The sequence below is a fragment of the Alteromonas sp. ABH4_454 genome (assembly GCF_056311775.1).
In genome coordinates this window covers 3597059-3610492 of the sequence record NZ_CM149972.1, presented here as the reverse complement: position 1 = coordinate 3610492, position 13434 = coordinate 3597059, and the positions used below count along the sequence as shown (strand labels likewise).

Sequence of the window (13434 nt, the reverse complement as noted above, 5' to 3'; positions counted from 1 at the left end):
GCTCATTAAATAGTATAAGAATAAAGTAGAGGAGGTTTTGGTGGAAAAAACCTGGCTTAAGCATTACGACCCTCGCGTTTCCGCAGAAATCGATGCCGATCGTTACGCATCTGTAGTAGACATTTTCGAGCAGTCGGTTAAGAAGTTTAAAAACAAAGAAGCCTTCATTAACATGGGGCACTCAATTTCGTTTGAGGAGCTAGATACCTTATCAGCGCAGTTTGCTGCATACTTACAGTCTAGCGGCTTAAAACGCGGCGATGCCGTGGCAATTATGATGCCTAACCTCCTTCAGTACCCTGTTGCTATGTTTGGGATATTGCGCGCAGGTATGGTTGTGGTTAATGTCAACCCTCTTTATACCGCTCGCGAGTTGAAGCACCAGCTAAACGATGCCAACGCTAAAGCTATCGTTATAGTCGAGAACTTCGCTTGTACTCTCGAAGAGGTCATCGCAGATACTAATTTACAAGAAGTCTTTTTAACGGCATTGGGTGATATGTTGCCTGCTCCTAAGCGTTGGGTTGTGAACGCGGTGGTTAAGTACGTTAAAAAGATGGTGCCTTCATTCAATTTACCTGAAACCACTTCGTTTATGTCGGCGGTTAAAAAAGGTCAGTCCTTAGAATATACGCGTCCAGACATCGATAGCGGTGATTTAGCCTTCCTTCAATACACAGGTGGAACAACCGGTGTTTCTAAAGGGGCTATGCTAACTCACCGCAACATGGTGGCAAATTTAGAGCAGGTGTCAGGTATTCTAGAAACCGTTATAGAAGAAGGCGAAGACTTTGTTGTTACCGCGCTTCCGCTTTATCATATCTTTGCGCTATTGGCGAACTGCCTCATGTTCGTTAAATATGGCTGCCGCAATTTGCTTATTACCAATCCCCGCGACATGCCAGCTTTTGTGAATGAACTTAGCAAATACCCATTTACTATCCTGCCTGGCGTAAACACCTTGTTTAACGGCCTGTTGAACACGCCTGGGTTCAGCGAGCTTGATTTCAGTAAGTTTAAATTTGGCTTAGGTGGCGGCATGGCGGTTCAGCGCCCCGTTGCAGAGAAGTGGGAGAAGGTTACTAACACTGTGCTTCTTGAAGGCTATGGCCTTACAGAATGCTCACCTGTGGTTGCAGTAAACCCTCCACAAATTGAAGCTTATAAAGGCGCAATCGGTATGCCGGTGCCTTCTACAGATATCAAGCTGCTTGATGATGACGGTAATCCAGTTGAAAAAGGCGAGCCTGGTGAAATGTGGGTGAAAGGCCCTCAGGTGATGAAAGGATATTTGAATCGCCCTGAAGCAACAGAAGAAATTCTGAAAGACGGTTGGCTAGCCACTGGTGACATTGCAACAATAGATGATGAAGGTTACTTCTATATTGTTGACCGTAAAAAGGATATGATCCTAGTTTCTGGCTTCAACGTGTTCCCTAATGAAATTGAAGAAGTAGCTGCAATGCATGACAACATTGTTGAGGCGGCGGCAGTTGGGGTTCCTCATGAGGTCAGCGGTGAAGTTGTGAAACTATTCGTAGTTAAAAATAACGATTCACTCACTGAAAAAGACGTTATCGCGCACTGTCGTAACCATTTAACGGGTTACAAAGTGCCTAAGCAAGTCGTTTTCAAAGACGACTTACCAAAAACCAATGTAGGTAAAATACTGCGTCGGGAGCTTCGAGACTAGTTTCATTGAAATAGTTTTGTGAAAGCCGGCGTAAGCCGGCTTTTTTATTACTGTGCAAAAATATGCAATATCAATTAATTACAACATCTGAACAACTTGAAAAAGTGTGCACTGCAGCTCAGCGTCAAGAGGCCGTAGCCTTAGACACCGAATTTGTAAGAACGAGAACCCTTACTCCTCACCTTGGCCTGATTCAGCTTTACGACGGCCATCAACTGGTTCTTATTGACCCGCTTGCCATCGACAACATGCGGCCGTTTATCGAGCTTATGGAAAATACTGAAGTAGTAAAAGTACTGCATTCGTGTTCAGAAGATATAGAGGCATTTCTCACCGCCTTCGACACGGTACCAACACCCGTTTTCGATACACAGTTGGCAGGAAGCATTTTGGATATGGGGCCGTCACTGGGCTATGCAAAGCTGGTAGAGTTGCTGTGCGATATTACGCTAGATAAAGGTGAATCGCGAACAGACTGGATAGCGAGACCCCTTCGCGAATCTCAGCTTAGCTATGCAGCAAACGACGTATTGTACTTACTGCCGTGCTATCAAGAGCTAGCCAGTAAAGTCCAAGAAGCGGGCAAAGTGCATTGGATTTACCAAGAGATCGCTTTGCTAGTAGATAAAAAGCGTGCCCAAATGCCAGAAGATTTTGCTTATCTAAGCATTAAGAACAACTGGCGATTAAACAGCGAGCAGCTCACAGTATTACAAGCGCTGGCCGCATGGCGTTTAAATACGGCACGTAAGAAAGACTTGGCGCTAAACTTCGTTTTTAAAGAAGGTCATTTGTTTGAAGCGGCGCAGCGCCTGATTGATAGTAAATCTGGCCTTTCGCGCATTAACGGCGTGAATCACCAATCGGTACGCCGCTACGGCGATACTATTATTACGCTAATTGAAGAAGCAAGAGCGAAGTATGCGCAAACGCCAGAGAAGCTACGGTTACCTGTTGTGTTGCGGCTTATCGATATTGCTAAATACAAGAAAACCCTTGCCGAACTTAAAGTAATTAGTGATCAAATTGCAAAAGATAACAACGTCAATAGCGACGTTATAGCGTCTAAAAAACAGCTAAATCAATTGTTAAAATGGTACTGGTTTCCAGTTGACGAGACCCGTGTACAAGGGTTAACGCCTGATGTGCTATCTACTTGGCGTGAGCCATTGTTTCGACCTCACGTAACCCGACTGTTAGGCGACGCGCCTTCTCAGTAACTTTCTACAAAACATCGCGGTCGTGAAAAAGTGAAAATTTTTACGACCGCACTCATTACAAAGCGAGTAAAACATTTATGTTATGCGCAGTTTATAAAACGCTTAAAAAAGAAGGCATGTATTTATATGTGCCCAAAAAAGATCATTTCGAAGATGTGCCCGAAGCGCTAATGGAAACCTTTGGGCGCCCGGAATTAGTGACCATTATCGCTTTAGAAAAACGGGAAAAACTGGGTATGGTCGATAAGCAAAAGCTTATCGATGAACTTACTGAAAAAGGTTTTTACCTGCAAATGCCACCTAAGGAAGACAACTTGTTAGAGCAGCATCGCGAATCTCTTGGACTTTCAAAAACTCCGGATAAAAAGTTTTAAATATTCATGTTAGTAAAGATAATAAACCGCTTAGTCTCACAATTGGCAGTTCACACCAAGCGTGGAAGCAACAGGTTACTGCTTAAGCCACTTAAGATTGCCGCACTTTTACTTAGTGTCACTTTAAGCCTTTCGCTAACGGCTTACGCTGAAAACAAGCCGAGTAGTGACAATGGGCTTAGTGAAGAAGGCTTTAAACGCTATGTTGTTCAGCTTGAAAACGAAGCGGCTACAAAAGGTATAGATAAAGCTAAGCTAGAGCAGGCGTTCGCTGACATCGCCTTTAGACCTACCGTCGTTAAATCTGATAAAAGCCAGCCAGAGAAAAAAATCACGTTAGATGACTATCTGGCAACGCGAGTACCCGACTGGAAAGTAAAGCAGGCGGTGGAGCAGTACAACGAACATAAAGTACTGCTTGAAGAAATTGCTCAAAAATATGGCGTACAAGCACGCTTTATTGTTGCGCTGTGGGGAAACGAGTCTAACTTTGGTAAAATTCAGGGTAATTTCAGCGTGCTGTCCGCTCTTGCATCTTTAGCGTATGAAGGGCGAAGAGAAAAGCTGTTCAAAGATAATTTTTTTGCGGCACTTCAGATACTAGATGAAGGGCATATCTCTGTAGAGGCGCTTAAAGGCTCATGGGCTGGCGCGATGGGGCAAACACAGTTTATGCCCATATCCTTTTTAAACTATGCGGTAGATTATGACGGCGACGGCAGAAAGGATATTTGGGGCACCAAGGCAGACGTGTTTGCGTCAATCGCCAACTACTTATCCTCTGAAGGATGGGATAGTGAGGGAACGTGGGGGCGCCAAGTCACTCTCACACAACCTGTACCCTTTTCAGGGCTCGCGAAATCTAATATGAAGCCGCTATCTTTTTGGAGCTCAAATGGCGTTAGGCGCTATAACGGCAGTGAGCTTCCCAAAGCTAATGTCGATGCGTCACTTATTATGCCGGATGGTGAAAAAGGGCGAATTTACTTGGTGTATAAAAATTTCCATACGCTAATGAAGTGGAACCGTTCGTCTTATTTCGGCGTTTCGGTTGGGTATTTATCTGAACGAATAAAGCGAGGTTACTAATGGCATATCGTCACATTGATACCCAAGGTAATGAAATATCATTACCTGTTAGTAAAGTGCTATGCATTGGTCGAAATTACCTCGACCACATTCAAGAAATGAACTCTACGGTGTCTGAAGCACCGCTGCTGTTTATGAAACCTAAGGCTGCGCTGTGCCATATGCATGAGCCCATTGCTATTCCCACTGACAAAGGCGAATGCCATAACGAGCTTGAAGTGTCGGTACTGCTTAAGTCACCACTTAAAAATGCAAGTGAAGATGAGATCAAAGGTGCTATTTGGGGGATTGGCCTAGGGCTTGATTTAACTCTCCGCGAAGTCCAAGCAGCGCTTAAAAAGCAAGGGCAACCCTGGGAACGAGCCAAATCTTTTGATAACAGCGCGCCACTTTCTGGCTTTGTGCCGTACAGCGAAGTTGGGAATCTTGATGATTTGCGCTTTACCTTAACCATAAACGGAGAGGTCAGGCAGCAGGGGCATACCGAACTCATGCTACACAGAATCATTCCTCTAATCGCTCACATGTCATCTATATTTACCCTAGATAGCGGAGACGTGGTCCTTACCGGTACGCCAAAAGGGGTAGGTAAATTGAGTCCTGCAGATAAGGTCGAGGCATCGCTAGATAGTTTGCTCGCTTTAAGTACAGAGGTGGTGGCGCAATGACGGTGGCATTTTGGGAAACTAAGTCATTAGAAGAAATGAACCAAAAGGAATGGGAATCACTTTGTGATGGATGTGGTAAATGCTGCCTGCAAAAATTTATTGATGATGACGCGGTAGAAGAATACGAAGTTACCGACCATATTAACGATAATGAAAAGATTCACTACACCAATATTGTGTGTTCATATTTGAATACGAAAAAGTGTGAATGTACTCAGTATGAAAGGCGCACCGAGCTCGTACCAGATTGCGTGAAGCTTACCAAAGAAAATCTAAAGGATATTTTCTTTATGCCCAATAGCTGCACCTATCGTCGGCTTTACGAGGGCAGAGGAATACCATCGTGGCACCCTTTGCTGAATAAGGGTAAGAAACACGTAATGCATGCGAAAGGAATGTCGGTGCGGAATAAAACGGTGTTTGAAAGTGATGTGGATCTCAATCATTTTGAAGACTATATCGCTATTTGGCCGTTAGAAGATTTAGACTAAACCCTGCGAGTTGTGACTACTTAAATTCAACACCTCACCTTTGTTGATTTTGATTTTAGACTAAAGAGCGTGAGTGAAATGCGACTGACTCGCTTATACTTACGCTTTTCTTACCCGATTTTCAAAGGCTTAAAGATGAGTAAACTGAGTGCTAGTGCTCCGATATTATTGTTAGCCACTACTTGTATAGGCCCATCATTAAAAGCAGAAAGCCTAGATACTAGCTACAGCGGTTCAGTTAGAGTACGTTATGAAACGCTTAATAATCCAATCTTTCCTACAGACGAAAACATCCGCGCTAAAACAAATCAACGCCTTTCAACCCGAATTAGGTTAAAAGGCGAAGCCAACTATGGAAATTGGAGTGCTGTCGCTGAGATAGAAGATTCTAGGGCTTATCTCGACGAAAATGATCCCACTCTCAAGTCTTCGCAGGTGAATACGCTTGAGCCAGTGCAGTTGTACATCACTTACAAGGGTATCAGTGAAGTTATAGATAGCGTAACTCTTGGACGCGTAACACTTGATCACGGTAGCCGTCGACTGATGGGGCGCACACGATTTAGAAACGCTACGAACAGCTTTGAAGGTGCTTTAATAGATGCAACTTGGTCTGGATGGCATGTTCGTGGTTTCTATTTGCTGCCACTTACTCGCTTTCCATTAGATTCGGCCTCAATCGATAGTAATAAACGCGCTTTTGATAAAAGTTATAGTAATCAAAAATTTTATGGCGTTTATGCTGAATCAGAAGATAACACCTGGAAAGTACACAGTTACTGGCTGAAAGAATCTGACTCAAAAGAGCTAGCGACAAAAAATCGTGACCTGTTTACCTTGTCGGTGGATTATTCGAAAACCTTTTCAGAAGATTGGAAATACAACATAGAAGCGATAGGGCAAACTGGTCAGGCAAGGCAGTCTACATCAACATCAGACATAGATGATAAAGACGTTACTTCTTGGATGGTACATAGTCACATCGGCAAACAAATCAGTGCTAATACTTTTATTAGAGCAGAAATTGATGCAGCAAGTGGTGACAATGATAGTACTGACGACACCATAAAAGCCTTTGACTCTCTTTATGGTTTACGGCGGTTTGATTTCGGCCCAACGGACGTTTATCAAACATTTCCTCGTAGCAATATATTGGCACCGGGGCTAAGAGGAGTTACAAAGCTAAATGACGATAACACGCTTATGCTTGGGTACAAAGGACTGTGGCTTCAAAAAGTGGCTGAAAGTGAAGAAGACTTTCTAGGGCACCAAATAGAGTTTCGCTGGCGATATCAAGCATCTGCGCCACTAAGGTTCGAACTAGGCGGTGCATACCTTGCTAAGGGTGAAGCGCTAGAAACTGGCGCATACCCCGATAATTCTATATACGCCTATACGGGGGTTATGTACTCTTTCTAAGTGTAATTACAGATTATAGGAAAGCATTGCCACATAAACAGGAAATATTGGGGCTGTTGGTGGCTAGATTGCACATTTAAGCAGGTTAGATAGTAAGTGCGTAAAGAAGCGCGTCTCTTCCAAATACGCGCTTTCTACAAAGCCCTTCTTTCACACCGCCAATTCGCTCGGCAACACGCATACTCGCTTTATTGTTTGGTTCAACAAAGCACTCTATTCGGTGCAGATTCATTTGCGAGAATGCGAGCTTTTTTAGCGCTTCACACAGCGCCGTCGCTAAGCCTCTACCGCAAGCGTCGGGTCTTAACCAGTAGCCGAGGTTTGCGGTTAAATGGGTATGATGAATATGATTGATAATACCCATGCCCAAACACTTTTCGTCATGCATTAACAAATACGTAAGACCGTAGCCTGTCTGACGGGCTTTTTCCATATTAGTTATGCACTGCTTCGACAACGCTGGCGTGACAGGGCAGACCGCAGAGCCGAACCAAGGCTTTACATGGTGAATAGATTGTTGGCCCGCATCACACAGCGCATTGCAGTGTTTCTCTGCGATGCGCTGAATGCTAATTGGGCCTTGCTCCGACTGTATAGGAGGTAGGCGAGAGGGTAAAATGGATAAGTCGATCAAAAGGGTTTCTTATCCAGTAAGCGGCAGGCAAATACAATGGCAAATACAGCGAAGTAAGCAGCAAAAATTATTTGCATCCACTCTGCCATTCCCATAGACAAAAACTGCCACGAATCTTCTAAACAGTCACCTTCAGCAGCGAACACAGCAGGTAGCCACTCGTGAAGTTGTAACCACGAAGGGAAGTTTGGCACAATTTCACAGCTGGCAAAAAATGGGTTCGCAGCGTTGAGAATGCCAACGTGCTCTTTGGCAATTAAGAAGCCCCATCCTGCAGATACAGCCCAACCAGCGAAACCAAGCATGCGTGTAAAGCCATTGTTTTTAATAACGACAATAAGTGCTGACAACACAATACCGTACATGGCGGTTCGTTGATAAATGCACATAATGCACGGCTTTAAACCCATGCCATACTGAAAGTAAAGCGCAGCAATTTCTAATGCCAGTGACGTGGCGAAAAGCACAAGCCATGAAGACTTGTGCTCTGCCCATTGGCTAATGCTGTGAATGATTCCGCGCATAGACTAGTGACCTACCGCTTGTGCGCCTGCTTCAGCTGCAGTGTGGTGTTCTATAAGGTGCATGTCGTATAGCCACTGAGTAGCATCAGCAAGCCCAATATAGGTCGCTACCAGACCAACAATAGTAAGTACTATCGTATATGGCAACGCCATCATAACCATACGGCCGTACGACAAACGAAGCAGCGGCGCGATGGCTGAGGTCAGCAAGAATAGGAATGCCGCTTGACCGTTTGGTGTTGCCACACTTGGTAAGTTAGTTCCCGTATTGATTGCTACAGCAAGCATATCGTACTGGTCACGAGTAATTTGGCCTGCTTGCAGCGCAGCCGTTACCTCAGTGATATACACCGAGCCTACGAATACGTTGTCACTCACCATCGAAAGCACGCCATTGGCAAGATAGAACATGACCATTTGCGTTTCGCCTTCAAACGACAGTACCCAATGGATAACTGGCTGGAATAGGCCTTGGTCAATAATAACGGCTACTACGCCAAAGAATACGCAAAGTAGTGCGGTAAATGGCAGTGCTTCCTCGAACGCTTTACCAAGTGCGTGCTCTTCGATAACACCGCTCATTGAAGTAGCAAGTACAATAACTGACAGACCGATAAGACCCACTGACGCCATATGCGTAGCAAGGCCAATGATTAACCAAACACCAATTAGCGCTTGTACTATCAGTTTAGCGGTTTCACGCTTACTGCGGCCCTTGTCCATATGGTCGTTGTAGTCGACCAAAATTTGTCTTACCGCCGAAGGTAATTTTGCACCGTAAGAAAACATTCCGGTTTTTTCTAACACGACTGTAGTTAACAAGCCAAATACAAACACTGGCAGTGTGACAGGCGCCATGCGGATAAAGAACTCAACGAAGTCCCAGCCGGCCTTGTCTGCAATAATCAGGTTTTGTGGTTCACCTACCATGGTCATAACACCACCAAGGGCTGTACCTACCGCGGAGTGCATCATAAGGTTGCGTAAAAACGCTCTGAAGTCTTCTAGGTCGTGACTTCCTAATTCGTCATCACTGGTGTGGTCGTGATCTGAGTGAAACTCTTTGCCCGACGCCACTTTGTGATAAATAGAGTAAAAGCCCAAGCCGACACTGATGATTACCGCCACTACCGTTAGCGCATCTAGGAAAGCCGATAGAAATGCAGAGGCAAAAATAAATGAAAGCGACAGTATTAGCTTATTACGTACCTTAATAACCAATTTGGTGAATAGGTACATAAGTAAATCTTTCATGAAGTAGATGCCAGCCACCATAAATACAAGCAGTAGCAGAACCTCTAAGTTCACTTCAATCTCATGCATCATATGACCGGGTGTCGTCATGCCGATAAACATGGCTTCGATAAGTAGGAGTCCGCCTGGTTGGAGCGGGTAGCATTTAAGCGCCATTGCTAGCGTAAAAATAAACTGAATGACAAGCGTCCAGCCAGCTACATATGGGTCCACCATAAAGATGAAGGGATTAACAATGAGAAAGGCAATAATGGTTTTTTTATACCAGTCGGGCGCATGTCCCAGGAAATTCTTATAGATCGCCGCGATCATTGAGGTTTGCATGAGTTCCTGTTCCTTTTACAACAAAGCACGCATTTTGCGCATCTTTATACTGTGTAGTTCCGGTTATTGCATACTTAAACTGCTGGTGCTGTACGATTTAGTTCGTCTAACCGCCGTTTCGTTGCTGTCATTATAGTCGGAAATTAAGCGTACATGATATTACCGCCTTGAGAAAGCAATTCACAGACCCCACCATATGAAAGTCACTGAATATTTATCACTTTTTTGATGATAATTATCATTAAGATAGGAAATGCTGACTATTTTGAACATAAAGTAAACAAGCGTTGCTTTATAGTTTTTGAAATAACACTTAAATTTTAACAAGTTGTTAAAACCTTTAGTGGACGAGGCATAATTCATTGTGATAATAAAACAGCATCTGGTACAATCAGTTGCAAAATAACAAGAACGTGCAGGCGATTAGTTATGATTTATAAGGCACAGAGTCCAGCCGGATTCGCCGAAGAATATATTGTTGAATCTATTTGGAGTGGAAGATTTCCACCTGGCACCATTTTGCCTGCAGAGAGAGAGCTTTCTGAGTTAATTGGTGTAACGCGAACCACTTTGCGAGAAGTATTACAGCGTTTGGCGCGCGATGGCTGGTTGACCATTCAACACGGCAAGCCAACCAAGGTAAACAACTTCTGGGAAACGTGCGGTCTGAACATTCTTGAAACTCTTGCTCGCTTAGACCAAGAGGGCATTCCTGAGCTTGTCGATAATTTGCTTGCTGCGCGCACTAATTTAAGTGCGGTTTTCATTCGAGGTGCTATTCGAAACAACCCTCAAGCGTCTGCAGATATTATCGCGAGATACAAAGATGTTGAGCAAGAAGGGTTAGCGTTTGCGCAATTTGATTATCAGATGACTCATGATCTAGCGCTTGCCTCTAACAACAACGTATTTGTTTTGATGATGAATGGTTTCCGCGGGCTGTACTCGCGAATAGGTGGGTACTTCTTTTCGCATCAACCGGCACGAGACATCGCCATGAAATATTACGCAGACCTGCTTGATGCGGCAGAGAAGGGCGAATACGACAGGGTTCCTGTCGTGGTAAGAAACTACGGTATTGAGAGTGGTAAGGTGTGGCAAGCCATTCGTGACGAAATGCCAAAGGATTTAGTCGATTAAGGTTAGTGACGTTTAGGCTCAAAGAAGCATAAACGTTGTTCCAAATTCGATAACACGTTTTTATTTTAAACACCGCATTTCTCTGTGAGTTATGCGGTGTTTTTGTTTGTGCAATCTGCACAATATTTGTTTGCCTGTAAGGCGTGTATATTTTGTAACACTTAATCCCCGCCTCACCCGCATGCATTTGCCATTAACGCTAGAACCTCACTTTCATTTATATATACTCGTTATATAAAACAGCGAAGGGCTTTTTTGCGCACAAATTCAAAATTACGATGGTGTTGAAGAAACACTTTTTGACAGCGATAAAGCACCAAGCGTGGATAAACGTAATCGAACGTGAGATAAAGGAAAAATAATGAAATTCATATGGATAGCACTAGCTGCAGGCGGGCTGATGTCAGGCTGTAGCCTTGAGAACAAAACGGAAAACGTTCAACAAGAGTTAGACAAGGCATCTCCATTAGTTATGTTAAATACAAAAGTAAATGCTCCAATAGCGAAAAAAGTGCCTTATGAGATGTCGGCGCATGGAGTGACTAGAAACGACAATTATTACTGGATGCGCGATGATTCACGCACAGATGAAGAGATATTGGCGCATCTAGAGCAAGAAAACAGCTATGTAGAGACTGTACTTGCGCCGCTCAAAGAAAACCGCGAAGCACTTTATGAAGAGCTGGTTTCTCGTATAGAGAAAGACGATTCCACTGTACCTGTGTTCGATAACGGCTACTGGTACTACACCCGTTATTCAGGAGAGAACGAGTATCCTGTATATCTAAGAAAGCCTTCGCTAGATGCTGAGCCGCAAGTGTTGCTTGATGCGAATGTTATGTCTGAAGGACATGACTATTTCAGTATTGGTAGTTACGCGGTAAGCAGTAACAACATGCTTATGGCGTACTCTGAAGACACGCTTAGTCGTCGAATTTATACCGTATACGTTAAAAACCTGGATAACGGCGAAAAGCTTGACGATGTTCTAGAAGGCACGTCAGGCAACGCAGTGTGGGCTAACGACAATGAACATTTATTTTATGTGAAAAAAGACCCGCAAACCCTTCTAGGCTATCAAGTGTATCGCCATAAGCTGGGTACCTCACAAGAGGACGATGTATTAGTTTACGAAGAAAGCGACCCTACATTTTATACCTACATCAGTAAAAGCAAAGACGACAGTGTCATTTATATTTATCATTCTCACACTGACAAAACTGGCGTGACTTTGATCGATGCTGATAACCCTACATCTCAATCAGAAATATTCTTACCCATTGAAGATGGCCAGGAGTATAGCGTAGCAAAAGCAAGTGACGGTTATTACGTATTAACTAACATTGATGCAAAAAACTTCAAAGTAATGAAGGCGCCATTAGATGCCACAAGTGACGTGTCAAAATGGCAAGAAGTAGTCCCACATCGTCCAGAGGTCTTTCTTCAAAGTATTGAAGTGATGAAAAATCATCTGGTTGTGAAAGAAAAAGAAAATGGCATGCTGCGCTTAGTTGTACACAACCTAACTTCAAACGAGCAAAAGGTTATACCAACTCAAGATCCTATTTACGGTGCATACTTTAATGCCAACCCTGAAATGGATACTAATAAGCTTAGAATCTATTACAGCTCATTGACTACGCCAGGCTCTATCATTGATATCAACCTTGATACGCTGGAGAGTGAAGTCATGAAGCAAACCCATGTATCTGACACCTTTGATTCTTCAGCTTACGCCTCAGAGCGAGTAATGATTGAGGCGCGCGATGGCGCTATGGTTCCAGTGTCCTTGGTTTATCGTAAAGATAAGTTTAAAAAAGACGGTTCTAATCCGCTATATCAATATGCCTATGGTTCGTATGGCGCGACTATTGACCCGACGTTTAGAAGCAGCTGGCTTTCTTTAATAGACAGAGGGTTTGTTGTTGCCATTGCGCATATTCGCGGTGGGCAAATGCTGGGGCGTGAATGGTATGAGAGCGGCAAAATGCATCAAAAAATGAATACATTTACTGATTTTATTGATGTATCAAAAGGCTTAATCGCTAAACAGTACGCTGATAAAGATCGCGTATTTGCAATGGGCGGTAGCGCAGGTGGTTTGCTAATGGGAGCTGTTGTGAATATGGCCCCTGAGCTTTACCAAGGGGTGAGTGCCCACGTGCCGTTTGTTGATGTGGTGACCACGATGAGCGATGAGACTATTCCATTGACCACAGGTGAATATACCGAATGGGGTAACCCAGCAAATAAAGATGAGTTTGACTATATGCTGTCTTACTCGCCTTACGACCAAATAGAAGCTAAAGATTATCCACACATGCTGGTGACTACAGGGCTACACGATTCTCAAGTGCAATACTTTGAGCCTATGAAGTGGGTTGCGAAACTTAGAGAGTATAAAACAGATGATAACTTGCTTCTGTTTAAGACCGACATGGAAGCAGGGCACGGCGGCGCGTCGGGACGCTTTAAGCGTTTTGAATCAACTGCTTTAGAGTATGCCTTTGTGTTGCATCTAGCAGGTGTACCGCTGTAAGCAGCCGCGTTCTTAGGGAAAGTTGACGTCAGTCATTACTTAAGTTGGTTCGCTTTTCAAAGAAG

The 13434-nt window shown here is 43.9% G+C and carries 12 protein-coding genes; 9 read left to right on the top strand and 3 right to left on the bottom strand.

Annotation, left to right across the window (positions count from 1 at the left end; all coding sequences use genetic code 11):
- Positions 1-40: 40 nt before the first annotated feature.
- The 7 genes from fadD to ACYX4W_RS15725 all read left to right on the top strand — a co-directional run bounded on the left by fadD (position 41) and on the right by ACYX4W_RS15725 (position 6954).
- Positions 41-1693 (top strand): long-chain-fatty-acid--CoA ligase FadD, encoded by a 1653-nt coding sequence (gene fadD / locus ACYX4W_RS15755; RefSeq protein ID WP_474805934.1) that lies wholly within the window; start codon positions 41-43, stop codon positions 1691-1693.
- Positions 1694-1755: 62 nt separating this feature from the next.
- The gene (gene rnd, locus ACYX4W_RS15750; protein WP_474805936.1) at positions 1756-2913 is read left to right on the top strand and encodes a ribonuclease D; all 1158 of its coding nucleotides are present in this window, start codon (positions 1756-1758) and stop codon (positions 2911-2913) included.
- 77 nt (positions 2914-2990) lie between these two features.
- On the top strand, positions 2991-3287 hold the full coding sequence (locus ACYX4W_RS15745) for a YcgL domain-containing protein (RefSeq protein ID WP_474805938.1): 297 nt from the start codon (positions 2991-2993) through the stop codon (positions 3285-3287).
- A gap of 6 nt (positions 3288-3293) precedes the next feature.
- Positions 3294-4376, top strand: coding sequence for a lytic murein transglycosylase (locus tag ACYX4W_RS15740; RefSeq protein WP_474805940.1), 1083 nt, complete (start codon positions 3294-3296; stop codon positions 4374-4376).
- A complete protein-coding gene (locus ACYX4W_RS15735) occupies positions 4376-5044 on the top strand; it encodes a fumarylacetoacetate hydrolase family protein (protein WP_474805942.1) in 669 nt (222 codons plus the stop codon). Before ACYX4W_RS15740 ends, ACYX4W_RS15735 begins: the two co-directional genes overlap by 1 nt.
- Positions 5041-5535, top strand: coding sequence for a YcgN family cysteine cluster protein (locus tag ACYX4W_RS15730; RefSeq protein ID WP_476073795.1), 495 nt, complete (start codon positions 5041-5043; stop codon positions 5533-5535). The genes ACYX4W_RS15735 and ACYX4W_RS15730 overlap by 4 nt, the downstream gene beginning before the upstream one ends.
- 135 nt (positions 5536-5670) lie before the next feature.
- Positions 5671-6954 (top strand): alginate export family protein, encoded by a 1284-nt coding sequence (locus ACYX4W_RS15725; RefSeq protein WP_476073794.1) that lies wholly within the window; start codon positions 5671-5673, stop codon positions 6952-6954.
- Between the two features lie 85 nt (positions 6955-7039).
- Here ACYX4W_RS15725 and ACYX4W_RS15720 read toward each other — a convergent pair whose 3' ends face one another.
- The 3 genes from ACYX4W_RS15720 to nhaB are packed head-to-tail and all read right to left on the bottom strand — an operon-like array spanning position 7040 to position 9690.
- The gene (locus ACYX4W_RS15720) at positions 7040-7588 is read right to left on the bottom strand and encodes a GNAT family N-acetyltransferase (RefSeq protein WP_476073793.1); all 549 of its coding nucleotides are present in this window, start codon (positions 7586-7588) and stop codon (positions 7040-7042) included.
- On the bottom strand, positions 7585-8112 hold the full coding sequence (gene dsbB, locus ACYX4W_RS15715; protein ID WP_014976923.1) for a disulfide bond formation protein DsbB: 528 nt from the start codon (positions 8110-8112) through the stop codon (positions 7585-7587). The genes ACYX4W_RS15720 and dsbB overlap by 4 nt, the downstream gene beginning before the upstream one ends.
- A 3-nt stretch (positions 8113-8115) precedes the next feature.
- Positions 8116-9690: a sodium/proton antiporter NhaB gene (gene nhaB / locus ACYX4W_RS15710; protein WP_476073792.1), complete on the bottom strand. Its 1575-nt coding sequence runs from the start codon at positions 9688-9690 to the stop codon at positions 8116-8118.
- A gap of 429 nt (positions 9691-10119) precedes the next feature.
- On the opposite strand from nhaB, the gene fadR reads away from it, so the two are divergent.
- Positions 10120-10830: a fatty acid metabolism transcriptional regulator FadR gene (fadR, locus tag ACYX4W_RS15705; RefSeq protein WP_474805955.1), complete on the top strand. Its 711-nt coding sequence runs from the start codon at positions 10120-10122 to the stop codon at positions 10828-10830.
- A 361-nt stretch (positions 10831-11191) separates the two neighbouring features.
- Entirely contained in the window at positions 11192-13369 is a 2178-nt protein-coding gene (locus tag ACYX4W_RS15700) for a S9 family peptidase (protein WP_476073791.1), read from the top strand.
- The last annotated feature ends 65 nt before the right edge of the window (positions 13370-13434 follow it).

Coding starts and splice junctions, on each gene's coding strand:
- ACYX4W_RS15745 (WP_474805938.1), top strand. CDS start 2,991: ATGTTATGCGCAGTTTATAAAACGCTTAAAAAAGAAGGCATGTATTTA.
- ACYX4W_RS15700 (WP_476073791.1), top strand. CDS start 11,192: ATGAAATTCATATGGATAGCACTAGCTGCAGGCGGGCTGATGTCAGGC.
- rnd (WP_474805936.1), top strand. CDS start 1,756: ATGCAATATCAATTAATTACAACATCTGAACAACTTGAAAAAGTGTGC.
- ACYX4W_RS15725 (WP_476073794.1), top strand. CDS start 5,671: ATGAGTAAACTGAGTGCTAGTGCTCCGATATTATTGTTAGCCACTACT.
- ACYX4W_RS15730 (WP_476073795.1), top strand. CDS start 5,041: ATGACGGTGGCATTTTGGGAAACTAAGTCATTAGAAGAAATGAACCAA.
- nhaB (WP_476073792.1), bottom strand. CDS start 9,690: ATGCAAACCTCAATGATCGCGGCGATCTATAAGAATTTCCTGGGACAT.
- fadR (WP_474805955.1), top strand. CDS start 10,120: ATGATTTATAAGGCACAGAGTCCAGCCGGATTCGCCGAAGAATATATT.
- dsbB (WP_014976923.1), bottom strand. CDS start 8,112: ATGCGCGGAATCATTCACAGCATTAGCCAATGGGCAGAGCACAAGTCT.
- ACYX4W_RS15735 (WP_474805942.1), top strand. CDS start 4,376: ATGGCATATCGTCACATTGATACCCAAGGTAATGAAATATCATTACCT.
- ACYX4W_RS15740 (WP_474805940.1), top strand. CDS start 3,294: ATGTTAGTAAAGATAATAAACCGCTTAGTCTCACAATTGGCAGTTCAC.